This window comes from Streptomyces sp. NPDC002623, assembly GCF_053592635.1.
The window spans coordinates 93,632-119,918 of sequence record NZ_JBSFWB010000002.1 but is presented as its reverse complement, the minus strand read 5'-3'; the positions used below and the strand labels follow the sequence as shown (position 1 = coordinate 119,918).

The 26,287-nt window shown below is 71.8% G+C and carries 19 protein-coding genes; 12 read left to right on the top strand and 7 right to left on the bottom strand.

All coding sequences use genetic code 11. The annotated features are described in order from the left end of the window. Positions 1-28 precede the first annotated feature (28 nt). From ACWD4O_RS03185 to fxsT, 3 genes are all read left to right on the top strand, one after another. Positions 29-1,225, top strand: coding sequence for an FxsB family cyclophane-forming radical SAM/SPASM peptide maturase (locus tag ACWD4O_RS03185; RefSeq protein ID WP_451276919.1), 1,197 nt, complete (start codon positions 29-31; stop codon positions 1,223-1,225). Further along, the gene (locus ACWD4O_RS03180; protein WP_451277710.1) at positions 1,225-2,844 is read left to right on the top strand and encodes an aKG-HExxH-type peptide beta-hydroxylase; all 1,620 of its coding nucleotides are present in this window, start codon (positions 1,225-1,227) and stop codon (positions 2,842-2,844) included. Before ACWD4O_RS03185 ends, ACWD4O_RS03180 begins: the two co-directional genes overlap by 1 nt. Positions 2,845-2,974: 130 nt before the next feature. Next, entirely contained in the window at positions 2,975-5,986 is a 3,012-nt protein-coding gene (fxsT, locus tag ACWD4O_RS03175) for an FxSxx-COOH system tetratricopeptide repeat protein (protein ID WP_451276917.1), read from the top strand. Between the two features lie 94 nt (positions 5,987-6,080). Here the strand turns inward: fxsT and ACWD4O_RS03170 are convergent, their stop codons facing one another. From ACWD4O_RS03170 to ACWD4O_RS03155, 4 genes are all read right to left on the bottom strand, one after another. Beyond that, positions 6,081-9,893, bottom strand: a complete 3,813-nt coding sequence (locus tag ACWD4O_RS03170; RefSeq protein ID WP_451276915.1) for a multifunctional oxoglutarate decarboxylase/oxoglutarate dehydrogenase thiamine pyrophosphate-binding subunit/dihydrolipoyllysine-residue succinyltransferase subunit — start codon at positions 9,891-9,893, stop codon at positions 6,081-6,083. 302 nt (positions 9,894-10,195) lie between these two features. After that, positions 10,196-11,299: a sensor histidine kinase gene (locus ACWD4O_RS03165; RefSeq protein ID WP_451276913.1), complete on the bottom strand. Its 1,104-nt coding sequence runs from the start codon at positions 11,297-11,299 to the stop codon at positions 10,196-10,198. Then, entirely contained in the window at positions 11,296-12,036 is a 741-nt protein-coding gene (locus tag ACWD4O_RS03160; RefSeq protein WP_358801205.1) for a response regulator transcription factor, read from the bottom strand. The genes ACWD4O_RS03165 and ACWD4O_RS03160 overlap by 4 nt, the downstream gene beginning before the upstream one ends. Positions 12,037-12,158: 122 nt before the next feature. Then, positions 12,159-12,845 carry a spermine/spermidine synthase domain-containing protein gene (locus ACWD4O_RS03155; protein ID WP_451276911.1) on the bottom strand — a complete coding sequence of 229 codons (687 nt, stop codon included), beginning with the start codon at positions 12,843-12,845 and terminating at the stop codon, positions 12,159-12,161. Between the two features lie 217 nt (positions 12,846-13,062). Here ACWD4O_RS03155 and ACWD4O_RS03150 point away from each other — a divergent pair, with 217 nt between their 5' ends. Further along, positions 13,063-13,812 (top strand): rhomboid-like protein, encoded by a 750-nt coding sequence (locus ACWD4O_RS03150; RefSeq protein ID WP_451276909.1) that lies wholly within the window; start codon positions 13,063-13,065, stop codon positions 13,810-13,812. On the opposite strand, the gene ACWD4O_RS03145 is transcribed toward ACWD4O_RS03150, so the two are convergent. Further along, positions 13,809-14,825: a DUF5954 family protein gene (locus ACWD4O_RS03145; protein ID WP_451276907.1), complete on the bottom strand. Its 1,017-nt coding sequence runs from the start codon at positions 14,823-14,825 to the stop codon at positions 13,809-13,811. The two genes, ACWD4O_RS03150 and ACWD4O_RS03145, sit on opposite strands and share 4 nt — an antisense overlap. 140 nt (positions 14,826-14,965) lie before the next feature. Between ACWD4O_RS03145 and ACWD4O_RS03140 the strand changes: the two genes are divergently transcribed. The 3 genes from ACWD4O_RS03140 to ACWD4O_RS03130 all read left to right on the top strand — a co-directional run bounded on the left by ACWD4O_RS03140 (position 14,966) and on the right by ACWD4O_RS03130 (position 18,292). Further along, on the top strand, positions 14,966-15,133 hold the full coding sequence (locus ACWD4O_RS03140; protein WP_451276905.1) for a hypothetical protein: 168 nt from the start codon (positions 14,966-14,968) through the stop codon (positions 15,131-15,133). Positions 15,134-15,227: 94 nt separating this feature from the next. Further along, positions 15,228-17,642, top strand: a complete 2,415-nt coding sequence (gene lon, locus ACWD4O_RS03135) for an endopeptidase La (protein ID WP_451276903.1) — start codon at positions 15,228-15,230, stop codon at positions 17,640-17,642. A gap of 170 nt (positions 17,643-17,812) precedes the next feature. Further along, positions 17,813-18,292 (top strand): MarR family winged helix-turn-helix transcriptional regulator, encoded by a 480-nt coding sequence (locus tag ACWD4O_RS03130; RefSeq protein WP_451276901.1) that lies wholly within the window; start codon positions 17,813-17,815, stop codon positions 18,290-18,292. 49 nt (positions 18,293-18,341) lie between these two features. On the opposite strand, the gene ACWD4O_RS03125 is transcribed toward ACWD4O_RS03130, so the two are convergent. Next, positions 18,342-19,133 carry a protein phosphatase 2C domain-containing protein gene (locus tag ACWD4O_RS03125; RefSeq protein ID WP_451276899.1) on the bottom strand — a complete coding sequence of 264 codons (792 nt, stop codon included), beginning with the start codon at positions 19,131-19,133 and terminating at the stop codon, positions 18,342-18,344. A 369-nt stretch (positions 19,134-19,502) separates the two neighbouring features. On the opposite strand from ACWD4O_RS03125, the gene ACWD4O_RS03120 reads away from it, so the two are divergent. The 5 genes from ACWD4O_RS03120 to ACWD4O_RS03100 are packed head-to-tail and all read left to right on the top strand — an operon-like array spanning position 19,503 to position 25,095. Beyond that, positions 19,503-22,226 carry a nitrate- and nitrite sensing domain-containing protein gene (locus tag ACWD4O_RS03120; protein ID WP_451276897.1) on the top strand — a complete coding sequence of 908 codons (2,724 nt, stop codon included), beginning with the start codon at positions 19,503-19,505 and terminating at the stop codon, positions 22,224-22,226. After that, positions 22,223-22,753 (top strand): roadblock/LC7 domain-containing protein, encoded by a 531-nt coding sequence (locus tag ACWD4O_RS03115; RefSeq protein WP_351903387.1) that lies wholly within the window; start codon positions 22,223-22,225, stop codon positions 22,751-22,753. The genes ACWD4O_RS03120 and ACWD4O_RS03115 overlap by 4 nt, the downstream gene beginning before the upstream one ends. Further along, complete coding sequence (locus ACWD4O_RS03110; protein ID WP_451276894.1) at positions 22,750-23,202, top strand: DUF742 domain-containing protein; 453 nt, start codon at positions 22,750-22,752, stop codon at positions 23,200-23,202. Before ACWD4O_RS03115 ends, ACWD4O_RS03110 begins: the two co-directional genes overlap by 4 nt. Next, positions 23,183-23,827: a GTP-binding protein gene (locus tag ACWD4O_RS03105; protein ID WP_451276892.1), complete on the top strand. Its 645-nt coding sequence runs from the start codon at positions 23,183-23,185 to the stop codon at positions 23,825-23,827. The genes ACWD4O_RS03110 and ACWD4O_RS03105 overlap by 20 nt, the downstream gene beginning before the upstream one ends. 14 nt (positions 23,828-23,841) lie before the next feature. Beyond that, positions 23,842-25,095 (top strand): styrene monooxygenase/indole monooxygenase family protein, encoded by a 1,254-nt coding sequence (locus tag ACWD4O_RS03100; protein WP_451276890.1) that lies wholly within the window; start codon positions 23,842-23,844, stop codon positions 25,093-25,095. Here ACWD4O_RS03100 and ACWD4O_RS03095 read toward each other — a convergent pair. Continuing rightward, positions 25,068-26,186: an NlpC/P60 family protein gene (locus tag ACWD4O_RS03095; protein WP_451276888.1), complete on the bottom strand. Its 1,119-nt coding sequence runs from the start codon at positions 26,184-26,186 to the stop codon at positions 25,068-25,070. The genes ACWD4O_RS03100 and ACWD4O_RS03095 overlap by 28 nt on opposite strands. Positions 26,187-26,287 lie beyond the last annotated feature (101 nt).

Here is a 26,287-nt window from a genome sequence, read left to right as displayed (position 1 = left end):
GACTCGACATCGACACGGGGGTGCTGATGTGTCCGGACAGCGCGTGCCGTTCCGGCAGTTCATCGTCAAGGTCCACGGCCGCTGCAACCTCGCCTGCCGGTACTGCTACCTCTACGAGGGCCCCGACGCCACCTGGCGGGACCGCCCCGCCGCCACCTCGCCCGAGGTGCTGGACCGCACCGCCGACCGCATCGCCGAGCACGCCCGCAGCCATGGCCTGACCGCCCTCTCGCTGATCCTGCACGGCGGCGAGCCACTGCTGGCGGGCGCCGAGACGCTCGGCCGGTTCACCGCCCTGGTCCGCGAGCGGGTCCCGGCCGGCTGCACGGTCCGCGCCGTCGTCCAGACCAACGCCACCCTGCTGACCGAGAAACGCCTCGCGACCCTGGCCCGGCACCGGATCGGCGTCGGCATCAGCCTCGACGGAGGGCTCCCCGCCCACAACGCCCGGCGCGTCGACCACGCCGGACGCCCCTCCTGGCCCGCCGCCGCCCGCGGGGCGCGCCTGATCGCCGAGCGCTTCCCGGAGTCGTACGCCGGAATCCTGGCCGTTGTCGACGTCACACAGGACCCGCACGAGACGTACGAGTCGCTGCTCGCTCTGCGCCCGCCCGCCCTCGACCTGCTGCTCCCGCACGGGAACTGGTCCGCTCCGCCGCCCCACCACGGCGGTACGGGGACGGCGTACGGCGACTGGCTGTGCGCCGTCTTCGACCGCTGGTGGGAGGCCGGGCGGCGGGAGACGCGCGTGCGGCTCTTCGAGGAGTGCATCGCGCTGCTCCTGGGGCTCCCGGCGATCACGGAGACACTGGGGCTCGAGGCCTTCGACGCCGTGGTGGTCGAGACGGACGGCTCGATCGAGCAGGTGGACGCCCTGAAATCGGCCTACGACGGAGCGGCCCACACCGGCCTGGACGTCTTCCGGCACGGTTTCGACGAGGCCCTGCGGCACCCGGGGGTGGTCGCCCGGCAGGCGGGCGCGGCGGCCCTCGCCGGGCAGTGCCGGGCCTGTCCGCTGCTCCCGGTCTGCGGAGGCGGTCACTACGCCCACCGCTACCGGGCGGGGCACGGCTTTCGCAACCCCTCCGTGTACTGCGCCGACCTCCAGCGCTTCATCCGCCATGTGTCCGTCCGGCTCGCCGACGCCACTGTCACCGCCACTGCCGCCGCCACGCCCACCGCCATGGCCCTGCCCGGATCCACCCGCGAAGGGGGCGCCCCGTGATTCTCCCGGCGATCTGGGACCGGGCCCTCGCCGAGCTCGGCAGGTCCCAGGGCGGCGCGGACACCCTCGCGCTCCTGGTCCGCGATCAGGACACCCGGCGGCTGCTTCTGCTGCGTGCCGTGCTCGACGCGGCCCAGGCGGCCGACCGGGCCGTCTGCTCCACCGGAGAGAAGTCGCGGCTGCGGGACGACTGGACGCTGCTGGTCGAGGCGGACCGGTCCGCACCGGCCGGCCGCCCTGCCCCCGGCGGAACCGGCGGAACCGGCGGGACCGGTGCGATCGGCGGGACCGGTGCGATCGGCGGGACCGGTGCGATCGGCGGGACCGGCGGGACCGGTGCGATCGGCGGGACCGGTGCGATCGGCGCGATCGGCGGGACCGGTGCAACCAGCGCGACCGGTGCCACCGGCGGCCTCGCCGACCGCTTCGCCGACCGGTTCGCCCGCGCCCGGCTGCTGCACCCGCTCACCGGACCGTGGGCGCTGAGCGCCCTGCGCGGCCTGGACCCGGCGGGGCGAGCGCCTGCCCGGGACGGCGAGCGGGAACTCCGGCGCGCCCTCGCCCACTTCAGCGCCCTCGCCGCCGTGGCCGCCGCACGCGCCAAGATCCCCTTCACCGTCGAACTGACCGCCCACGACGGACAGCTCAACCTGCCCTCCCTCGGCACCCTGCACACGGCCACGTCCGGCGACGTCCCGGTCCGCGCGGCCTACGCCCGAGGCCGGGTCACGCTCCGGCAGCCCGCCGCCCCGGACGTGATCGTGTTCCTGGAGCGCGGGTACGGCGCGTGGTCCGGCGCACTCGCCTGGACGCCCGCCTACGCGCTGCCCGGCCTGGTGCCCGAGGCCGCCCCCATGCCCCTGGACGACCTCGACCCGTTCCGCACCGCGCGGGGCGACCCCCGCCACCGGGCGCTGAGCGCGCCGACGACCCTGGACGACCCGGAACGCAAACGGTGGCTGCAGGCCTGGTCCGGCACGGCCGCCGCCCTGCGCACGGGCGGCGAGCACCGGGTGACGGAGGCACGGGCGTTGCTGCGCTGCCTCGTCCCCCTGGAGATGCCGCCGGACGCGGACGGCAGCGGCGGCTGCAGCGCGACGCGGCGCGACGCGTTCGGCGCCCTGCTGTGCAGCACCCCGCCCTCCCCGGTGGCCTTCGCCGCGACGCTCGTCCATGAGCTGCAACACGCCAAGCTGGCGGCCCTCAGCGATATGACGACGCTCCATCAGGCAGGTCCGGAGGCCCGGTACTTCGCGCCCTGGCGCCCGGACCCCCGCCCGTTCGACGGACTGCTGCAGGGCGCCTACGCGCACCTCGGGCTCGCGGACTTCTTCCAATGCCGCGCCCTCACCGCGGACCCCGCGCACCGGGAGTCGGCCTGGGCCCAGCACGCCCGCTACCGCGCCCAGGTCGGGGCCGCGCTGCCGGCGCTCGTCGGAGCACCGCATCTCACCGTGCGGGGACGGCGTTTCGTCGACGCGATGGCCGCCGCCTACGAGGGCATGGACGCGCATCCCGCCCCCCGCGGCCACACGGCCCGTGCCCAGGCGTATCTGAAGGCCGCGCGAACGTTGTGGACGCAGCGTCAGACTCCGTCCCCGCCACGGCTGAATGAGTGAAGATACCCGCGTCGAGCCCCCCACTGCGGAAAGATCGTCGCGCCGAGGTGTCGTTCGCGGGCCCGCCACACTTACCAGCGATGCGCCGAGGTTCTAGGATTTTTGTGGACTACGCGCTGGAGGCCGCTGCATGTCTGGAGCTCGTACGCCGGTCGGGACGACCGTGGGGGAGGCGGCGAAACAGACCGTCACGATCAGCTTCGCCGGGTTCAACCGCGCCTGGGCGGCATGGATCGGGGACCGGCTGGAGCGCCGGGGGCTGCGCGTGGTGTTCCAGCGGTGGGACTCCCCGGCGGAGGTCCCGCTCGCGGACCTGCTGCGCCATCTCAAACTGGCCGAGGGCCGGATCCTCGTCGTGGTCAGCGAGTGGTACTTCCAACTGGGGCCGCGCACCCGCGAGGAGTGGAACGCCGCCCTCGGCGAGGTCGTCGCCCCCGACCCGTCCCGGTTCGCGGGCGTCTCCGTCACCACGGCGTCCGTGCCGACCGCCGCCGCCGTGCTGGCCCCGGTCGAACTGATCAACGTCGGAGCCGACGAGGCCGAGCGCCGCCTGGTGGAGCGGCTCGGCCTGGCCGCCGGACCGCTCCCGGAGCCCGCGGAGGTCGAGCGGCGCTCCCCGCGCTTCCCCGCGTCCATGCCCGAGGTGTGGGGCGGGGTACCGCGCCGCAACACCCGCTTCACCGGCCGCGAGACGATCCTCAACGACGCCTACCACCAGCTGCAGGGCGCGGCGCCGGGCGCGGGCGTGGTGACCTTCCACGGCATGTCCGGCGTGGGCAAGACACAGCTCGCCGCCGAGTACGTCTACCGCTTCGGCTCCGAGTACGACGTCGTGTGGTGGGTCAACGCCGAGAAACGGGTCACCTACCGACGGCTGCTGGCCGAACTCGCCCCCAAACTCGGCCTGCGCACCGGACAGGAGTACGGCGAGCGGCTGCGCGCCGTACGCGACTCCCTGCGCCGGGGCGACCCCTTCGCACGCTGGCTGCTGATCCTGGACGGCGCGGACGAGCCCGACCAGATCTGGGACCTCGTCCCCACCGGCCCCGGGCACGTGATCATCACTTCGCGCAACCCCGAGTGGAGCGAGCACAACAGCATGCTCCTGGAGGTGCCGGTGTACGACCGCTTCGAGTCGGTGGCGTTCATCCGCCGCCGCGCCCCACGGCTCACCGAGGCGGAGGCCGACCAGCTCGCGGACGCGCTGGAGGACCTCCCGCTGCTGCTGGACCAGACGGCGGGCTGGCTCAACGACTCCGACCTGTCGGTCCAGGAGTACATCGGGCTGCTGGAAGGCGGCATCGACCAGGACGTCGTGAAGGTCTCGGCGGACTTCCCGCTCGCCTTCCAGACCGCCTGGTCGATACTGCTGAACAAGCTCCGCGAGACCGTCCCCGAGTCCGTGGACCTCCTCAGGCTGTGCACCTTCTTCGCGCCCGGCTTCATCCCGGTACGCCTCCTCAAGGAGATGCCGAGCGGCGATCTGCCCGAACAGATCGCCGGACTGCTCAACGACCCCCTGCTGTGGAACAAGGCGATCAGCCAGCTGCGCCAGTACTCCGTGGTGCGCCTGGAGTCCCACGAGACCCTCGGCGACGAGGGGGCCTCCACCGGCGAGTCCCTCTACCTGCACCGCATGGTCCACCAGATCGTCCAGAAGGACATGCCGGACGCCGACCGGGCCGAGTTCATCGACGTCGTACGGCGGGCCCTGGCCGCGGCCGATCCACGCCGGCCCACCGACACCAGCCTGTGGCAGCGGTACGCCGAGATCGTGCCGCACCTCAAGTACGCGGACGTCCTCAAGAGCACGGACCCCGGCGTCCAGGGCATGGTGCTCAACTGTCTGCGCTACATGTACTTCTCCGGCGAGTACACGGCCGGCATCAAGCTCGGCGAGCGCGCCATAGAGGCATGGCCCTCGGTGCTCGGCGAGAGTCACCCGAGGCTCTGGGAACTGACCTTCCACTACGTCAACGTGCTGCGGGCCGGCGGCGAGTACACGCGCACCGAGGCGATCAACCGCGCGACCGTCGAGCAGCTGCGGGAGGAACGCGGACCGCAGGACCTGGAGCACCTGCGCGCCGCCAGCGGCCTGGCCGCCGACCTGCGCGGCCTCGGCCGCTACGACGAGGCGCTCGAACTGTCCCGCTGGATCCAGCTGGCCTACCACGAACTCCTCGGCGAGCAGGACTCACGCACCCTGAACGCGCGCAACAACGTCGCCGTCTCGCTGCGCCTGCTCGGCACCTACCAGGAGGCCCTGGCCATCGACCGGCAGGTCATGGAGTCACGGCGGCTGGTGCTGAAGGGGCGTCACCCGTGGACCCTCGACTCCCAGATCTCCTACTCCATCGACCTGCGTCTGCTGGGCCGGTACACCGAGGCCGAGTCGATCCAGACGCAGAGCGTCCGCGACAACCGCATCGTCATGGGCGACAGCAACCCGCAGACCCTGAAGGCCGAGTACAACCTCGCGCTGTGCCACTACCGCAACGGTGAGCGCGCCAAGGCGGGCGAACTCTTCACCACCGTCCTGGAGAGCGGCGAGCGGGTCATGGGCGAGACCCACCCGTGGACCCTCATGTTCGCCTGCGCCCAGAGCTGCTTCGCCCGGGAGCACGGCGACATCGACCAGGCCCGGGAGCTCAGCGAGGCCGTCGTCGCCCGCTACGAGGTGATGCTCGCCGACGCCCATCCCTTCGTCGCCGGAGCCCGCGCCAACCAGGCGCTCATCCTGCGCAACGTGGGGGAGCGGGAACACGCCCACGTCCTCATCGAGCAGGCGCTGGCCGCCATGACGGAGGCCGTCGGGGAGAGCCACCCCTGGACCCTGGGGTGCGCCCTCAACGCCTCGGCCCTGCGCAACCTCGTCGGCGACACCGAGAGCGCGGCGGCCCTCAGCCGGGACACCGTGACCCTGGCCACCGAACTGCTGGGACGCACCCACCCGCTCACCCTCTCCGCCCGTGTCGCGCACGCGGCCGACCTGCGCGGACTGCGGGACCGCCGACAGGCGGAGAAGGTCGAGCAGGAGGCCCTCTCCGACCTGGAGGCGACCTTGGGCAAGCAGCACGTCCACACCATCTCGGCCCGCTCCCGCAACCGGCCGTACTGGGACTTCGAACCCCAGACGACCTGAGCGACGACCCGGTTCGCAACGCTGAAGGGCCCGCCCCCGGAAACCTCCGGGGGCGGGCCCTTCGACGTCAAGCGCGTTCAGCGGGCGGCGAGGCTCAGGCCTCGAACACCTCACGCACCAGCTGTTCCTGCTCCGCCTGGTGGCGCTTCGCGGAACCGACCGCCGGGGACGAGCCGTGCGGGCGCGAGATGCGCCGCAGCCGCTCGCCGTGCGGGACGTCCGCGCCGACCGCGAGGTCCAGGTGGTCGATCAGGTTCAGCGCGATGAACGGCCACGCGCCCTGGTTGGCCGGCTCCTCCTGCGCCCAGATGTACTTCTCGGCGTTCGGGAACTTGTTCACCTCGGCCTGGACCTCCGCGCCGGGCAGCGGGTACAGCCGCTCGAGGCGGATGATCGCCGTGTCCGTGACCCCGCGCTTCTGCCGCTCGCCCTCGAGGTCGTAGTAGACCTTGCCGGTGCAGAAGACGACCTTCTTGACCGCGTTCGGGTCGACCGAGGCGTCACCGATGACCGGGCGGAACTGGCCCGTGGTGAACTCCTCCGCCTTCGACGCGGCGGCCTTGAGGCGCAGCATCGACTTCGGGGTGAAGACGACCAGCGGCTTGTGGTGCGGGTTGTGCACCTGCCACCGCAGGAGGTGGAAGTAGTTCGACGGGAGCGTCGGCATCGCGACCGTCATGTTGTTCTGGGCGCAGAGCTGCAGGAACCGCTCGACGCGGGCCGAGGAGTGGTCCGGGCCCTGGCCCTCGTAGCCGTGGGGGAGCAGGAGCGTGACGCCGGACGTCTGGCCCCACTTCTGCTCCGCCGCCGAGATGTACTCGTCGACGACCGTCTGCGCGCCGTTGACGAAGTCGCCGAACTGCGCCTCCCACATCACGAGCGCGTCGGGGCGGGCCAGCGAGTAGCCGTACTCGAAGCCCATGACCGCGTACTCGGAGAGGAGGGAGTTGTAGACGTTGTAGCGCGCCTGGTCCTCGGCGAGGTACTGGAGCGGGGTGTGCTCCTCGCCCGTCTCACGGTCGATGAGGACCGCGTGACGCTGACCGAACGTGCCGCGCTGGGAGTCCTGGCCGGACAGCCGGACCGGGGTGCCCTCGAGCAGCAGCGAGCCGACGGCGAGGGTCTCGCCCATGCCCCAGTCGATCGTGCCGTCCTCGACCATCGACGCCCGGCGCTGCAGCTGCGGCAGCAGACGCGGGTGGACGTGGAAGTAGTCGGGGATGTTGACCTGGGACTCGGCGATCCGCTTCACGGTCTCCGTGGAGATCGCGGTGTTCACGGCGACCGGGAACTCCGCCTGCGGGTCCGACACCGGGCCGGTGGCGGGCTGCGCGGTGACGGCCTCGCGGACCTCCGTGAAGACCTTCTCCAGCTGGCCCTGGTAGTCCTGCAGCGCCTGCTCGGCCTCTTCCAGGGTGATGTCGCCGCGACCGATGAGGGACTCGGTGTAGAGCTTGCGCACCGAGCGCTTCTTGTCGATCAGGTCGTACATCAGCGGCTGGGTGAAGGCCGGGTTGTCCGACTCGTTGTGACCGCGGCGGCGGTAGCAGATGAGGTCGATCACCACGTCCTTGTTGAACGCCTGACGGAACTCGAAGGCCAGGCGCGCGACGCGCACGACGGCCTCGGGGTCGTCGCCGTTCACGTGGAAGATCGGGGCCTCGATCATGCGGGCCACGTCGGTGGCGTACATCGAGGAACGCGACGACTCGGGAGCCGCCGTGAAGCCGACCTGGTTGTTGATGACGATGTGGACCGTGCCGCCGGTGCGGTAGCCGCGCAGCTGCGACATGTTCAGGGTCTCGGCCACCACGCCCTGGCCCGCGAAGGCCGCGTCGCCGTGCAGGGCGACCGGCAGGACGGTGAAGTCCGTGCCGCCCTTGTTGATGATGTCCTGCTTGGCGCGGCTGATGCCCTCGATGATCGGGTCGACCGTCTCCAGGTGGGACGGGTTCGCGGCCAGCGAGACCTTGATCTGCTCGCCGTCCAGACCGGTGAAGGTGCCCTCGGCGCCCAGGTGGTACTTCACGTCGCCGGAGCCGTGCATCGACTTCGGGTCGAGGTTGCCCTCGAACTCGCGGAAGATCTGCGCGTACGACTTGCCGACGATGTTGGCGAGCACGTTCAGCCGGCCGCGGTGGGCCATGCCGATGACGACCTCGTCCAGGCGGGACTCGGCGGCGCTGTCCAGGACGGCGTCCAGCAGCGGGATGACGGACTCGCCGCCCTCCAGGGAGAACCGCTTCTGGCCGACGTACTTGGTCTGCAGGAAGGTCTCGAAGGCCTCCGCCGCGTTCAGCCGGCGCAGGATGCGCAGCTGCTCCTCGCGCTCCGGCTTGCTGTGCGGGCGCTCGATGCGGTCCTGGATCCAGCGGCGCTGCTTCGGGTCCTGGATGTGCATGAACTCGACGCCGGTGGTGCGGCAGTACGAGTCGCGCAGCACGCCGAGGATGTCGCGCAGCTTCATCAGGGACTTGCCCGAGAAGCCGCCGACCGCGAACTCGCGCTCCAGGTCCCACAGGGTGAGGCCGTGCTCGGTGATGTCGAGGTCGGGGTGCTTGCGCTGGCGGTACTCCAGCGGGTCGGTGTCGGCCATGACATGGCCGCGGACCCGGTAGGAGTGGATCAGCTCGAAGACGCGCGCGGCCTTGGTGACGTCGTCGTCGTGGCTGGCGTCGATGTCCTTGAGCCAGCGGACCGGCTCGTAGGGGATGCGCAGCGCCTCGAAGATCTCGTCGTAGAAGCCGCTCTCGCCGAGCAGGTAGTTCGCGACGATCCGCAGGAACTCGCCGGAGGCGGCGCCCTGGATGACCCGGTGGTCGTAGGTCGACGTGAGCGTCATGACCTTCGCGATGCCGAGCTTGTTCAGGGTGTCCTGGCTGGTGCCCTGGAACTCCGCGGGGTAGTCCATCGAGCCGACGCCCATGATGACCGACTGGCCGGGCATCAGACGCGGCACGGAGTGGACGGTGCCGAGGCCGCCGGGGTTCGTCAGCGAGACGGTGACGCCGGTGAAGTCGTCCATCGTCAGCTTGCCCTCGCGGGCGCGGCGGACGATGTCCTCGTAGGCCTGCCAGAACTCGAAGAAGTTCAGCGTCTCGGCCTTCTTGATGCCGGCGACGACGAGCTGGCGGTCGCCGTTGGGCTTCACCAGGTCGATGGCCAGGCCGAAGTTGACGTGCGCCGGCTTGACGAGGGTGGGCTTCCCGTCCTTCTCCGCGTAGTGCCAGTTCATCGACGGCATGGCCTTGATGGCCTGCACCATCGCGAAGCCGATCAGGTGCGTGAAGGAGATCTTCCCGCCCCGGGCCCGCTTGAGGTGGTTGTTGATGACGATGCGGTTGTCGAACAGCAGCTTCACCGGGACCGCGCGCACGGACGTGGCCGTGGGCAGCTCCAGCGAGGCGTTCATGTTCTTGGCGACCGCGGCGGACGGGCCGCGCAGCGTCACGAACTCCGGGCCCTCGGGCGCTGCGGGAGCCGCAGCGGCGGGCGCGGGCTTCGCGGCGGCCGGGGCCGCCTTCACCGGAGCGGGAGCCGCAGCCGCAGCAGCCGCCGGGGCGGCCGCGGGCTTCGGCACGGCGGCCGGGGCCGGCGCGGGGGCCGGAGCGGCGGGCGCGGCCGGGGCCGCAGCAGCCGGGGCGGCGGGCGCCGGGGGCGTGCTGGTGGTCGCTGCGGCCCCCGCGGCCGCAGTACCCGCCGGAGCCGAGGGAGCAGCAGCCCCCGGCTTGTAGTCGGCGAAGAAGTCCCACCAGGCACGGTCTACCGAGTTCGGGTCCTGGAGGTACTGCTGATAGATCTCGTCGACGAGCCACTCGTTCGGTCCGAACGCGGCCGCGGGATTCTTGCCCGCTTGGTCTGCGTCGGTCGAGATGCTCGATGCGTTACTGGGGGACTGTGGCGACACGGCGGCAACCGCCCTCTTCCGCTTCACAAGGTTATGGACAGCGGGAATAAAGGCTACGCCCCCGGGAGGGTGAAGGTCAGGTCGAGCCGGGCCATCGTCGCGTAAGTCACATCGGAAAGCGCGTTTCGCGGGTGGAAATGGCGGGAAACAAGCGCGGTTGCGCTGCAAAAGGGAAAGGTTGATGCAGGTCGCGCACGCCGAACGTGCGAACCCGTGCCGACCTGGGCCGGTCCTCTGCCTGATCACACGTGTCCGACTGTGCGAACGCCCGTGGATCTTGTGGCTCCGGTTCGAACTTTACGTCAACTTGGGACGGATGACTCTCCCGGAAGGGTGATAAGAATCCGGCAACCCCGCTCGGATTCGGCCACTCCGATCCGGCCGCCGTGAAGATCGACCGCCCAGCGGGCGATCGCCAGCCCGAGGCCCGTGCCGCCGTCGCTGCCCGGGCCGTGCGGCCGGCGGACGGCTCCCCGGTTGAACCGCTCGAACACGCGGTGCCACTCCGAGCGCGGAATGCCGGGCCCCTCGTCCAGCACCTCCAGCGCCAGCGACTCCGGCTGCGGCCCGCGCCGCGCCTTCACCGTCACCCGTCCGTGCGGTGGGCTGTGCTTGACGGCGTTGTCGATCAGGTTGGCGACGACCTGGTGGATGCGCTCCGGGTCCGCGTGCGCGGTCAGCTCCGGCGGGGAGACGTCCAGGTGCAGATGGACGTCCGTGCGCGTGTGGTTGCCGCCCGAGCCCATGGTGGCGCGCGCGGAGGCGACCATGTTGGCCTCCTTGAGCACGCCGGACAGATACGGCCACACCTCGAAGCGCCGCCTGCGCAGCGGGACGACGCCGTTGTCGAGGCGGGACAGGTCCAGCAGGGTCTCCACCAGCCGCCCGAGCCGCTCCGTCTGCTTCAGCGCCGTGCGCATCGTCTCGGTGTCGGCCTCGGCGATGCCGTCGACCACGTTCTCCAGGACGGCGCGCAGGCCCGCGATGGGCGTGCGCAACTCGTGCGAGACGTTGGCCACCAGCTCCTTGCGCTGCCGGTCCTGCGCCTCCAGCTCGTCCGCCATGACGTTGATCGTCTGGGCCAGGTCGCCCAGCTCGTCACCGCGGTTCTCGCGCACCCGGCGGGTGTAGTCGCCGTGCGAGATGGACCGGGCCACCGTGTTCATCTCGTCCAGCGGCGCGGTGAGCGAATGAGCCACGAACTGCGTGATCAACAGTGTGGCGATCATCGAGAAGACCGTGATGAAGCGCAGCTCCGTCGCCGTGCGCATGGCGATCATCATCAGACCGGTGGTGATGAGCACCGCGATGACGACCAGCGCGCCCAGCTTGGTCTTGATCGAGAACGGGCGTACGCGGCCCCAGGGCTCCCCGGGGCTTCTCGGTCCGTCCGGCCCGGAGCTCATGGCGTCGGGGTCTCCAGCGCGTAGCCCACGCCGTGCACCGTGCGGATCCGCTCGGCGCCGATCTTCCGCCGCAGCGCCTTGATGTGGCTGTCGACGGTGCGGGTGCCGGAGGCGTCCGCCCAGTCCCAGACCTCGGCGAGGAGCTGCTCCCGGGAGAGCACCGCGCGCGGGGTGTTCGCCAGGCAGACCAGCAGGTCGAACTCGGTGGGCGTGAGGTGCACGTCCTCCGAGCGCACCCGCACCCGGCGCTGTGCGTGGTCGATCTCCAGCTCGCCGAGCCGCAGGATCCCGCTGCGCGGGGTCGTCGCCGCGATCGCGGCCCGTTCCACCCGGCGCAGCAGCACGTGCACGCGTGCCGCCAGCTCCCGCATCGAGAACGGCTTGGTCATGTAGTCGTCCGCGCCCACGCCGAGCCCGACCAGCATGTCGGTCTCGTCGTCGCGCGCGGTGAGCATCAGCACCGGCACCGGACGGGCGGCCTGCACACGACGGCAGACCTCCAGACCGTCGAAGCCGGGCAGCATGATGTCGAGGATCAGCAGATCGGGCTGCCAGGCCTCGGCGGTGTCGACGGCCGCCGGGCCGTCCCCCGCCGTTTGCACGAGGAATCCCTCGGCGCGCAGGCGGGCCGCGATGGCGTCGACGATCGTCGGGTCGTCCTCTACCACCAGGACGCGCCGCTGTGCGCCTGGCGTCGCCGTCGCCGTGGTGTTGTGTGCGGTGTGTGTCTGCTCCATCGCCCGCCCCTGAGTGTGCTTTCCGGAACCAGTGGGGTGATCCCTTGTCTGCGCATGACTGCGGTTGACGCATGAATGATCGGCGTCAGGGGTGCAGCGTACGGGGAGTCACCGCGGGTTTGCTATCCAGGTCGGACGGCGAGGTGCACCACGTCCGGCACTCCCCGGGCAACCTGGATCTCTTCGGTACGCACCTGTTGGAACCCGGCATTCCTCATGGTTCCCTCGAATTCCGGAGAGGGCCGGGCCGACCATACGGCCAGTACTCCACCGGGTCTCAACACCCGTGCGCAGCTTGCGAGTCCGGCCGTCGAGTAGAGGCTGTCGTTGCCCTCGGTGACGGTCCAGTCGGGCCCGTTGTCGATGTCCAGGCACACCGCGTCGAACGTGTCGCATGTCTCATTGACGTAGTCGAGGAGGTCCGTTTCGACGATCTTCGTACGGGGGTCGGCGAGCGCCGGTCCGGAGAGCGCGGCCAACGGGCCGTCGAGGTGCCAGTCGATGACGGCGCGTTCGCGCTCCACGACCGTGACCTCGCCCCAACGGGGATCGGCGGCGGCGTGCGCGAGCGAGAAGCCGACGCCGAGGCCGCCGATCAGCAGGTCCGGGGCCGGACGGTCGTCCAGCGCGTCCCGTGCCGCGTCGACCAGCAGGCGTTCCGAGCGGCCGTCCGAGGTGTCCATCAGGAAGCAGCCGTTGGCGATGATCTGGAGCAACTCCCCGTGCCGGCGCAGGACGACCTCACCGTAGGGGCCCTCGCGACGGTCCAGTACCTGCGGCGCGTCGGGGATGTCGTACGGGATGGGCATCGGTCCATCCTGGCAGTTCCCTGACGGTTTGTTGAGGGAATTCCGTGTGTGACGAGTGGGGTTGACGCACACCTGTTCGGAACAGGCTCTGAGCGGCCGGGAATCAGCAGGGAGAAGCCTCGGAGCTTCCTGTGAATCGGCTTCGACGTGGCCCCCGTCACAGACAGCGGTCAGCCGCGACCCGAAAGGTGGAGTGAAACGGAAGGAGCGCCTCACGGTGGAACGTACGGTCGCCCCCACGGGCCCGCCCCTGCCCGAAGTCTCCGCACTGCTGGACGGCATCCCGGGCCAGCGCGCTCCGCGCCCCGCCCGGCCGCCCGCCGCGCCGCCCGCCGCTGCGGGCTCTCCACCGCGCTTCCGGCTCCCGGTGCCCTTCACCCTGGCCTACGCGGCCGTCCTCGCCCTCACCTCGTACGTCACCGAGCAGCTGGACCCCACCCTCGTGCACACCCTTCACCAGGGGTTCAGCACCGACGTGGCGCACCTGGTGCAGACCCCGGTGCTGGTGCTGGTGGGCAGCGCGCTGTGGGTGGCGGGCGGCTTCGCCTCGCTCTTCACGCTCAGCTTCCTGGTCGTCCTCACCCTGCTGGAACGGCGCATCGGCGGGGCCCGCACGGCGCTCGTCTTCCTGATCGGGCACGTCCTGGCCACCCTCGCGACCGAGGTCCCGGTCGGTCTGGCCGTGCTGGTGGGCCGGCTGCCCGACAGTTCGCTGCACCGCCTCGACTACGGCATCAGCTTCGGCGTCGCCGCGTCCGTCGGCGCGCTGGCCGGGCTGCTCGCACCATGGCTGCGCTGGCCCCTGCTCGCCGCCTTCGGCGGGATGCTGCTCCAGGACCTGATCGCCTTCACCGACCCGCTGACGAACTGGGGCCACCTGATCGCCCTGACGACAGGCATCGCCACCTGGCCCTGGGTCCGTCGCTGGGCCGAGGCCGCACCGGGCCTCGGACCGGACAGGCCCTAGTCCTCGAACTGGACCGTTCCGTCCTCGTGCAGGGTCGGGTGGAGCTTCATCGGGCCGTACTCGTCGACGTCCGACGGGCGGGGCGGCTCGGGGCCGTCCGGGCCGAGGCGGACCATCCGCTCGACACGGCAGATCCGGAACAGCCGGTCCTCCACCCGCGCCTCGTCGGCCCGGCCCGCGTTCCTGAACGCCTCCGCGGCCCGCGCGTACAGGGCCTTCTTCCGCTCGTCGAAGCGGTACAGCATCGCCCACACGCGGGACATCCCCTCGTACAGCGTGCGGCGCGCCTCGTGCGGGGTCGCCGTGAGCGACCCGCACGGGGTCCAGCCCGAGTCGTCGCGTTCGGCCACCGAGAAGCCGACGGGCAGCCGGACCACGTCCGGGTGCGTCCTGGTCGCCCGCGCCGAGTCGGCGCGCACGTCGGCCGGGAACCGGGCCCCCGTGTACGTGAAGTCGCGCAGACCCAGTCGCAGGGCGCCCGCCATCGGGCCCTCGTCCCGGCCGGGGTCGAGGACGAAGCCCACGTCGGGTGACGGGGCGGCGCTCTGGTCCTCCCAGGACGGGGCCGTGGTCTCCGGGTCGGTGGGCCGGGGCGGCTCCAGGCCGTCGTCGCCGGTGCGGGCGAACTCGTCGCCGCGCACCACCCGGTAGCGCACGCCCAGCGCCTCCACCTCGTCGGCCGGCGCCCGCTCCAGCACGGCCACGGCCGCCAGCAGCTCACGCCGGGCCGCCGGGCCGCCGGCGCCGTCCTTCGCCTTGAACCACAGATGCGAGTTGAGCCCGTCCCGGGCCTGCTGGGGCATGCCGTCCACCATCGGTTTCAGCAGCCGCCAGCGCGGCTCGGCGGCCGGGTCGCGCGCGGCGATGCCGAAGACGGGCCCGCGCAGCGCGATGTGCGGATAACGCCGGGAGGCCTCGACGGCGTCCGCCTCCGTCACCCAGGCGACGGGGTCGTCGCGGCGGACCAACTCGGCGTGGAGGGCGTCGAGACGTCGCTTCCAGTCATCGGTCATATGCGCATTGTGGTCGCGGGAGGGGACGCTTCGGGGCGAATGCCGGAAGTGAGCGGGGTACGGGGAGGGGGCGTGAGGGGCGTGCCCCGTCGTGCGGCACCGCAGGGTGCGCCCTCTCGGCCGCCGGACGTCACCCGCGTGTGCTTCCGCCGGGCTTCGCGCTGGTCAGCGGCGCCCCGACGGGCCGGCCCGGCGACCCGTACGCCGTCGGCCCCTCCGGTGTGGCCCCCGGTACGCCGGTGCTCGCGCCCTGTGCGACCCGCAGTGCGCCGGAGCGTGCGCACGACGAGGCGCCGGACCCGTTGTGATCGCCCACAGCGAACGGGCGGCCCCGTGGGGAACATTCAGGGGCTCAGGTGCATTGAGTCGGCATAGCTCAACTTGACTGCCTAAGGGGAGATCATGGCATCGACGTCCGTACTGCTCACCCTGCCCGTGCTGCCTCTCGATGACGAGGTCGTGCTCCCCGGCATGGTGGTTCCACTGGACCTCAACGACACGGACGTGCGCGCCGCGGTCGAGGCCGCCCAGGCCGCCGCCCGTTCAACACCGGGCAAGCCTCAGGTACTCCTGGTGCCGCGCATCGACGGGACGTACGCGAGCACGGGTGTGCTCGGCACCGTCGAACAGGTCGGCCGCCTCGCCGACGGCGACCCGGGCGCGCTGATCCGCGGCCGCGGCCGGGTGCAGATCGGCGCCGGCACCACCGGCCCCGGCGCCGCCCTGTGGGTCGAGGGGACGCGGGTCGACGAAAGCGTGCCCGAGCCGCTGCCCGGTCAGGTCGCCGAACTCGTCAAGGAGTACAAGGCGCTCGCCACCGCGTGGCTGCGCAAGCGCGGCGCCTGGCAGGTCGTCGACCGCGTCCAGGCCATCGACGACGTCTCCGCGCTCGCCGACAACTCCGGCTACTCGCCGTTCCTGACCACCGAACAGAAGGTCGAGCTGCTGGAGACCGCCGACGCGGTGGCCCGGCTGAAGCTCGCCACCCAGCAACTGCGCGAGCACCTCGCCGAGCAGGACGTCGCCGAGACCATCGCCAAGGACGTCCAGGAGGGCGTCGACAAGCAGCAGCGCGAGTTCCTGCTGCGCCGCCAGCTCGATGCCGTCCGCAAGGAGCTGCGCGAGCTCAACGGCGAGCAGGAGGGCGAGGAGTCGGACGACTACCGCGCCCGCGTCGAGGCCGCCGACCTGCCCGAGAAGGTCCGCGAGGCCGCCCTCAAGGAGGTCGACAAGCTGGAGCGGTCCAGCGACCAGTCGCCCGAGGGCTCCTGGATCCGCACCTGGCTGGACACCGTCCTCGAACTGCCGTGGAACGAACGGACCGAGGACCGCTACGACATCCAGGGCGCCCGCGCCGTCCTCGACGCCGAGCACGCCGGTCTCGACGACGTGAAGGAGCGCATCACCGAGTACCTGGCCGTGCGCAAGCGACGCGGCGAACGCGGCCTCGGTGTCGTGGGCGGCCGGCGCGGCGGCGCCGTGCTCGCGCTCGTCGGCCCGCCCGGCGTCGGCAAGACCAGCCTCGGCGAGTCCGTCGCCCACGCCATGGGCCGCAAGTTCGTCCGCGTCGCCCTCGGCGGCGTCCGGGACGAGGCCGAGATCCGCGGCCACCGCCGCACCTACGTCGGCGCGCTGCCCGGCCGGATCGTGCGGGCGATCAAGGAGGCCGGGTCGCTGAACCCGGTGGTCCTGCTCGACGAGATCGACAAGGTGGGCTCCGACTTCCGGGGCGACCCGGCGGCCGCCCTGCTGGAGGTCCTCGACCCGGCCCAGAACCACACCTTCCGGGACCACTACCTGGAGGTCGAGCTCGACCTGTCGGACGTGGTCTTCCTGGCCACCGCCAACGTGCTCGAAGCCATCCCGGAGGCCCTGCTCGACCGCATGGAGCTGGTCCGCCTCGACGGCTACACCGAGGACGAGAAGGTCGTCATCGCCCGCGACCACCTGCTCCCGCGCCAGCTGGAGCGGGCGGGCCTGGACAAGGACGAGGTGGCGCTCGACGAGAGCGCGCTGCGCAAGCTCGCCGGCGAGTACACCCGCGAGGCGGGCGTGCGCACCCTGGAGCGGTCCATCGCCCGGCTGCTGCGCAAGATCGCGGCCCAGCACGAACTCGGCGAGCGCAAGCTGCCGTTCACCGTCCGGGACGAGGACCTGCGCGCCCTGATCGGCCGGCCGCACCACGTCCCCGAGTCCGCCCAGGACCCGGCCGAGCGCCGCACCGCCGTGCCCGGAGTCGCGACCGGCCTCGCGGTGACCGGAGCGGGCGGCGACGTCCTCTTCGTCGAGGCGTCGCTGGCCGACCCGGAGACGGGCGGGTCGGGTCTGACCCTGACCGGTCAGCTCGGCGACGTGATGAAGGAGTCGGCGCAGATCGCGCTGAGCTTCCTGCGCAGCCACGGCGCCGAACTGGAACTGCCCGTGGGCGACCTCAAGGACCGGGGCGTGCACATCCACTTCCCGGCGGGCGCGGTCCCCAAGGACGGCCCGAGCGCCGGCGTCACCATGACGACCGCCCTCGCGTCCCTGCTGTCCGGCCGGCTCGTCCGCACCGACGTGGCGATGACCGGCGAGGTCTCGCTGACCGGCCGGGTGCTGCCCATCGGCGGCGTGAAGCAGAAGCTGCTCGCCGCGCACCGGGCCGGCGTCACCACCGTCGTCATCCCCAAGCGCAACGAGCCCGATCTGGACGACGTCCCCGCGGAGGTGCTGGACAAGCTCGACGTCCACGCCGTCACGGACGTCCGCCAGGTCCTGGAGCTGGCGCTCGCGCCCGCCGCCGAAGGCGCGAGGTCGGAGGTTCCCGTGGCGGCGTGACGGACGCCGTGGGAGGGGCGGGGCCCGGGTTCCCTGAGGGAGACCCGGGCCCTCGCCATACCCGAGCCGCACCCGCCGCGCGCCCTGGGAAGCGCCGCCGGTCCGTGCCTTGCGAAATACTTGAAGTGCTGCGCCGATGGCGGCGAGGCGGCGAGATCAGGGGTGCTGACGTGCACGAGGACACAGACGGCAAGACGTCGTCGCGTGGTGTGGAGCAGGGCGACCGGGAGTTCCTCTCCCTGGAACGGGAGCTCACGGTGCTGCTGCGCCGCGCCCGCGCCAACCAGGGCGAGATGGCCCGCGAGGTCCATCCGGACCTGGAGTCCGCCGCCTACGGGCTCCTCGTCCGGCTGGAGGAGTGCGGCCGCCAGCGCGCCACGGAGCTCGCCGCCTACATCGGCGTCGGCAAGGCCACCATGTCCCGCCAGCTGCGCGCCCTGGAGGAACTCGGCCTGGTCGCCCGCGAACCGGACCCGGCGGACGGCCGCGCCTGGCTGGTCGACCTCACCGAGGAGGGCCGCACCCGGGTGCGCCGGGTCCGCGAGGCCCGCCGTGAGCGGTACGTCAGCCATTTCTCCGACTGGGACCGCGCCGAGGTCTCCGAGCTGGCCCGGCTGCTGAACCAGCTGAACCGGGGCATGGAGAAGTAAGAAGTAAGCGGAGAAGCAGAGGGAGAAGTAGCCGGCAGCGGCCCGCGGCCTACGGCTCCACCCACACCACCGTCGCGTCGTCGTGGGTCTTCGCCCGGCCCAGGAAGGCCCGCCCGGCGGCGTCGTCGGCCCGTTCCAGCGCCCGGACCCGCTCCACCAGCGACCGGGCCCCCTCCTCGCGGACCACGGCGAGCAGGTCCGCCCAGTCACCCTCCCGGAAGAGCTCGGTCCAGCGGGCGGCCCCGTCCGACAGGGCGGCCAGGGAGCGGACCTGCGCGCGCGGCAGGGTTCCGGTCACCGCCCGGGCGGCCACCGAGGGGTCGGCCGCGGCCGTGAAGAACCCGCCCTCCCTGTTGCGGAGCGTGCCGTCGACGACCTCGGCGCTCCTCAGCAGCTCACGCGGCAGCCGGGCCAGCCGGTCGTCGTGGACGGGGACGACCGTGCCGTCCGGGGACACCAGCAGCAGCGTCGCGTCGCACAGCACCAGGTACTCGACGAGCTCCGGCGACCAACGCGCGAGAACCACGGTGGCCTGAGGGGTGCGTGGGTGAGAAAGGTCACAGGTTTCGGCATGGGCCTCGGCGGTACGCGCGATGGCGAGGGCGAGCGCCTCGGCCAGCGGAACATCCATGAGTGAAACGGTCAGTTCGGTCAGGGCGCCGCCCAGTCGCGCGGTGAACCAGGGGACCGGATGCAGACAGCCCGCGTCGCCCTTCGGCGGCGTCACCCCGTCCAGGACGACGAGCGAACCGCCCTGTCCGGAGGCGGAAAGCCCGACGCTCGCGAAGTCCTCGTCGGGGCGCGCCCGATCGCCCGCCTCCGACACAAGTTCCGTACGCATTCGGCCAGTCTGCACGACCCCCTCACAGTCTTCGCAAAAGGCTGGCATCGTTCGCCGAACGGTTGCACCGCCGCAGGTCAGACGGGTGCTTTGGGTAGGAATGCAGCACTCCGGGAAGACGTGGCGGCGAATACTGTCAAAGCCCGCCGCCCACGTCCAACCGGCCTGCCGCACAAGGCCGCTGCGCACGCCAGAGGAACTTGCCCGCCAACTCCCCTCCGATGTTCACTCCTTCGGGTGGCGGGGCAAGCGATGCGCGGCCCCTGCCCACCGGCACTGGGAGGGTCGGGAGCCGTACCGGACGTACGCGCCAGTTGACGGAGCGTCACATCCGGCCCATGGGTACACGAGTCAGGAATGCGAGCACCGGTGCAGAAGACGCGGCCTCGGCGTACAGGCAGGCAGACAGCCTCCGAGGGGGGCGCGGAGCGCACCCCCGTCGGCAAGGGCCGTCCGACCCACGTACGCAACCGGCTGATCGTCGGGGTGGCCGTCGTGGCCGCCGCGATCGCCGGGGCCGGCGCCCCCTCGATCCTGGCCGCCTCCGGCCAGTTGAAGGACGCCCAGGACCTGGTCACCCTCGCCGAACAGACCCAGGACGCCCTCGCCCTCGCCCAGTCCCTCGCGGACGAGCGCGACGAGGTCACCACCTATGTGGCGGCCGGCCGGGTGAAGTCCAAGGCGCCCACCACCGAGGGCAGCGCCCGGGTGGACCGGCAGGTGCGCGAGCTGACCACCGAGACGGAGGTCTCCGCCGCGCTGCGCGAGGCCCTCGGCTCCGTCCCGACCGTGCGGCAGGCGGCCCTCACCGGCAAGAGCTCGGCACTCCAGGCGCACGAGGCGTACTCCCGGGCCATCACCGCCCTCCACGTCCTCGTCGACCGGCTCGCCGAGCAGATGCCGCCCCGCGCGGGCTCCGGCGCATACGCCCTCGCCGAACTCGACACCGCCGTCCAACAGGCCTCCGCGGCCCGGGGACTGCTGCTCTCCGCGCTGAACGTGCCGACGCGGATCGAGACCGAGTACGACCCCCTCACCGGGCGCTCGACCACCGAGAAGGTCTCCTCCAGCGCCGGCACCAAGCTGCGCGACGCCCTCACCACCGCCGCGCAGCAGGCCCGGCTGCGCTCCGACGCGGCCCTCGCGGACTTCCGGGAGGGCGCACCGCAGGAAGCGGTCGCCTCCTACGACTCCACGGTCACCGGCGGCGACGTCGACGCCGCCGAGGCATACCTCGCGGCCCTCACCGACCAGCCGGAACTCAGCGGCGCCGACCTCGACACCAGCGTCAAGAAACTGGACGCCGCGCTCTCCGCCCGGGTCGACCTGATGCGCGGCGTCGAGTCCTCCCTCTACGGCAAGCGCACCGAGGACCTCGCCCAGCTGCGGGACGACGACGTCACCGACCTGGAGCTGCGGGTCACCCTCCTCGGCGCGCTGATGCTGCTCGCCGTCGTCGTCGCCACCGGCATGGCGCGCAGCCTCACCCGCCCGCTGTCCGTGCTGCGCCGGGGCTCGGCGCGGCTCGCGGAGGCCGAGAACCCGGCGGCTGAGGAACCCGTCAGGTTCACCGGCCGCAACGACGAGTTCGCCCAGGTCGTCCGCTCCGTCAACGCCCTGCACCAGCACGCCGTCGCCCTCCACGAACGCGTCACCACCCTGGAGTCCGACCGCAAGCACCTGGTCGGGCAGCGCCAGCGGATGGCCGACGCCCGCGAGGAGCTGCGCGCCGAACTCACCGACTCGGCCACCCAGCTGGACGGCCTGCGCGACAGCATCAGCAGCACCTTCGTCAACCTCGCCCTGCGCACCCTCGGCCTGGTCGAGCGCCAACTCGCCGTCATCGAGGGCCTGGAGGAGCGCGAGCAGGACCCCGACCGGCTGGCCACCCTCTTCAAGCTCGACCACTTCGCCACGGTCATGCGCCGCCACAGCGAGAACCTGCTGGTCCTGGCCGGCACCGAACACGTCCAGCAGCACGCGGGCCCGATCCCGCTGGTGGACGTGGTCCGCGCGGCGGTCAGCGAGATCGAGCGCTACGAGCGCGTACGGATATCCGCGCTGCCCCCGCACGCGCACGTGGCCGGCTTCGCCGCGGACGACCTGAGTCATCTGCTGGCCGAACTCATGGAGAACGCCACCTCGTTCTCCCCGCCGGACCTGCCCGTCGAGGTCTCCGGCTGGCTCCTGGAGAGCGGCGAGGTCATGCTCTCCGTCCAGGACGAGGGCATCGGCATGACCGACGAGCGGATGGGCCGCCTCAACGCCCGTCTCGCCGAGTTCGACCCCGAGACGCCCTACGACCAGGAGGGCGAGGAGGGTCTCGGCCTCGGCCTGTACGTGGTGGCCCGGCTCGCCCACCGGCACGGGGTGCGGGTGCGCCTTCGCGAGCAGAAGCAGGGCGGGGTGGCCGCGGTCGTCGTCCTGCCGATCCCGCTCCTGGCAGCGGCCCCGACCGCCGCGATCCCCTCGGCGACCCCGGCCTCGGCCGCCCACCACACCTTCACCCTGCCCGGCGCCGACGCGGAGGCCAACTCCAACGTCCTGCCGGGCCGTGCCAAGTCCACGGACCCGCTGATCGCCCTGGCGGAGAAGACGGCACGCCAGGCGCAGACTCCGGAACCGGCCCCGGAACCCGCCCCGGACCGGGCCCCGGAGACGGCAGCCGAGACGACGATGGAACTCCTGCTGCCGACCCCGCAACCGGCGCCCGAACCCGGACCCGAAGAAAGCGGTGACGACAGCAGCGCCGAGCACAGCCGCGTCCCGGACGTCCTGGACGCACCGGACGCAACCGTGGAACCCGTCACCGACAAGGGCCTCCCCAAGCGCACCCCCAAGATCACCGCACCCGCACAAGCCCCGCGCCAGCGGACCGGTTCCGTCGACGCGGAAGCCCTCCGCCGCCGTCTGGGCGGATTCCGTCAGGGGGCGCAGGCCGGCTACCGCGATGTGGAAGCGGAGATCGCCGAACGGACGGGCCAGAACAAGGTCCCGTCAGCTCCGGCGCATCAGGCATCCCACAGAGCTCAAGAAGCACACGCACACGCCGAAGATGACACGGGGGGCACAGTCGAGGAGGCAAGCAGTTGACCGCGCCCAGTACCTTCGGACTGAGCAGTGAAGCCCGAAACCTGCACTGGCTGTTGACGAACCTCGTGGAGGAGGTGCCCGGCATCCAGTCCGTCGCGGTCGTCTCCTCCGACGGTCTGCTCCTGCTGTCCTCGGACCCAGGCCGCAACGACGAGGCACGTCAGGCCCGCGAGACGAAACCTTCCGGCCCGCGCGGATCCTCCGCCGACCTCGCGACCATCGTCTCCGGCATCGGCAGCCTCACCATCGGCGCCGCCAAGCTCATGGCGTTCGGCGGGGTGAAGCACACCATGATCGCGATGGCGGAGGGCAGCCTCTTCGTCATGTCGATCAGCGACGGCTCGCTCCTCGGCGTGCACGGCTCCGCCGACTGCGACATGAGCGTGGTGGCGTACCACATGGCCCTCTTCGTGGGCCGCGCCGGACACGTCCTGACCCCGGAGCTCCGCAGCGAGCTGAGGAAATCCCTGGAGGCCGCGGAGTCGGGGTCCGAACCCGAGTCGGAGTCGGCCGGGAGCGTCCGATGAGTACGCGCCCCGAGAACGCCAGGCAGCAGCTCCCCGTCCGCGGCGGCGACCGCAAGCCCGCCCGGGTGCGCCCCTACTCGCTCACCGGCGGCCGCACCCGCTTCGGGCACGTCCTGCTCGTCGAGACCTTCGTGGCGGCCCTCGAAGCGCCCGAGGAGCGCAGGGAGCTGACTGGGGGCACCTCCCATGTGTTGAGCTATGGGGGAGGCTCGCTCAGGTCGGCGGTCATGCCGGAGCTGCTGGCCATCGTCGAACTGTGCCGCCGGATGCGCACGGTGGCCGAGATCGCCGCGCTGCTGAAGATGCCGCTCGGCGTGGTCCGGGTGCTCCTCAGCGACCTCGCGGACCAGGGAAAGATCCGTGTGTACGGCACCGGTACCGCTCACGGTACGGGCCGTCCCGACCGCGCTCTGCTGGAAAGGGTGCTGAGTGGACTCCGTCGTCTCTGACGCCGCCTCCTCCTTTGGCGTCACCCCGCCCGTCGAACCCGACGAGCCCCTGCAGCCCTGGCAGCTGGACCGGACCCGCGCCCCCATCGCGACGAAGATCGTGGTGGCGGGCGGCTTCGGCGTCGGCAAGACCACCCTCGTCGGCACTGTCTCGGAGATCGAGCCCCTCCAGACCGAGGCGCTGATGACCGAGGCCAGCGAGGAGACCGACGACCTCACCGGCACGCCCGAGAAGATCACCACCACGGTCGCCATGGACTACGGCCGCCTCACGCTCGACGACGACCTCGTGCTCTACCTGTTCGGCACGCCGGGCCAGCAGCGGTTCTGGTTCATGTGGGACGACCTGGTGCGCGGCGCGATCGGCGCGGTCGTCCTCGCCGACACCCGCCGGCTGAAGGACTGCTTCCCCGCGCTGGACTACTTCGAGAGCTGCGGACTGCCGTACATCGTCGGCGTCAACCACTTCGACGACAGCGAGCGGTTCGAGCCGGACGACGTGCGGGAGGCGCTCACCATCCCCCCGCACATACCTGTCATGATCATGGATGCGCGGCGCCGGATCTCGGTGATCGAGACCCTCTTGGCCCTGGTGGGCCACGCGCTCGACGAAACCCCCGAGTAGGAGACGTTCCCCGCATGCGGAAGATACTCGTCGTCGGAGCCGGCCAGTCCGGTCTCCAACTCGCCCTCGGCCTCCAGTCGCACGGGTACGAGGTCACCCTGATGTCCAACCGGACGGCGGACGAGATCCGCGCCGGACGGGTCATGTCGACGCAGTGCATGTTCCACACGGCGCTGCAGCACGAGCGCGATCTCCAGCTGAACTTCTGGGAGTCCCAGGCCCCGAAGATCGCCGGAGTCGGCATCTCGCTCGCGGCGCCCGGCTCGCACGACCCCGGCCCCACCCAGCGCGTGATCGACTGGGTCGGCGCCCTCGACGGCTACGCGCAGTCCGTCGACCAGCGGGTGAAGATGGCCGGCTGGATGGAGACCTTCGCCCAGCGCGGCGGCCAGCTCGTCATCCACGGCGCGGCCGTCTCCGACCTCGACTACTTCTCCCGCGCCTACGACCTCGTCCTGGTCTCGGCCGGCAAGGGCGAACTGGTGTCGATGTTCGCCCGCGACCCCGAGCGCTCCCCGTACGCCGAGCCGCAGCGCGCCCTCGCCGTCTCCTACGTCCACGGTCTGGGCCCGCGCCCCGAGCACCCGGACATGGAGGCCGTCCGCTGCAACCTCGTCCCCGGCGTCGGCGAGCTCTTCATCATGCCGACGTTCACCACCTCGGGCCGCGCCGACATCCTCTTCTGGGAGGGCATACCCGGCGGCCCGCTCGACGTCTTCAACGGCGTCAAGGACCCGGCGAAGCACCTCTCCCTGACCCTGGAACTCATGGAGAAGTTCACGCCGTGGGAGTACGCGCGCGCGACGAACGTCGAACTGACCGACGCGGGCGGCACATTGGCCGGCCGCTACGCGCCCACCGTCCGCAACCCCATCGGCCGGCTGCCGGGCGGCGGCCTGGTGCTGGGCGTCGCCGACGTCGTCGTCGCCAACGACCCGATCACCGGCCAGGGCTCGAACTCCGCCGCCAAGTGCGCGGCCGCCTACCTCGCCTCGATCCTGGAGCGCGGTGAGAAGGAGTTCGACGAGGAGTGGATGCGGGCGACCTTCGACCGCTACTGGGACACCGCCCAGCACGTCACCAAGTGGACCAACGCCATGCTGGCGCCGCCGCCGGAGCACGTGGTGAACCTGCTGGGCGCGGCCGGGCAGCTGCCGCCGGTGGCGAACCGATTCGTCAATGCCTTCAACGACCCGTCCGACCTCGAGAACTTCTTCTACGAGCCGGAGAAGACGGGGGCCTACCTGGCGGAGGTCGCGGGCGCGTAGCGCCTCTGCGGCCTGTCCGGGATGTCCGGGCTGTCCGGGCGTACGGCCCCCAGCACCGGGAAGGACGCGACCGGGGAGATCTTGACCTTCTCCCCGGTTCGCGGCGCCTGGACCACCTTGCCCTCGCCCAGGTACATCGCCACATGCGTGGCCTCGGGGAAGTAGATCACCAGGTCGCCGGGGCGCAGCTCCGTCAGCGGGATCCGGCGCAGCCGGGCCCACTGCTCCTCGCTGGTCCGGGGGATCGGCGTCCCGGCATGCCCCCAGGCCTCGGACGTCAAGCCCGAGCAGTCGTACGTCCGCGGGCCCTCGGCGCCCCATTCGTACGGCTTGCCGATCTGCCGCAGGGCGTACCGCACGGCCCGCCCGCCCTCCTTCGACGGCTTGCGCGGCTTGCCGTCCTCGCCGATCGCGCCGGACGCCAGCAGGTCTTCCTGCGCCTGCGCGACCCCCTTCTTCTCCAATGCGGCGAGGGCGGCGAGCTGGTCGGCGGTGAGCGAGGCCAGGAGTTCCTCGACGTCGTCCAGACGCCGGCCGACGTCGTCGCGCTCCTTCTTCCTGCGTTCCGCGAGGGTGAGCTGGTCGTCGAGGGCGGCGCGGGCCGCGCGCGCCAGCCCGCCGGCCCTGCGCTCGCCGCTCTCCAGCCGTCCGACCGTCTCGGCCCGGGAGCGCGCCAACCGGCCGATCACATGCCCCTGGTCGAGTGCGTGCTGCGGATCGCGCGCGAGCAGCAGCCGTACATAGGAGGAGACGTCGGTGCCGGTGCTGCCCTGGTACTGCTGGCGGGCCAGCCGGCCGGCCGCTCCCCGGCTGTCCTGCAGGGAGAGCCGCGCCTTCGCCAGCTCGGCGTCCAGCCGCCGGGTCTCGGCCCGCTGCTGCTTCAGCCGCTCCTCGGTGGCGTTGTAGGCCTCGGTGGAACGTTCCGCCTCCCGGTACAGCTGCTGAAGATCCGTCAGCAGCTCGGCCACCGTGCGCTCGCCGGGCTCCGGCGGCTCCGGCACGGCCATGGCGAGCCCGGGGGCCAGGACGGCCTGTGCGGCGAGCGCCGCCGCCCCGACCGTACCGACCAGACGCAGCAGTCTTCCTGACACGTCATCACCTCCGCTGCGGGGTGGCCCCTCCATCCCGCAGGGCGAGCATCAGGCGCGGCTGCTCGGCCCGCGCGCCGAGTGCGCGGTTCGGCGCAACCACG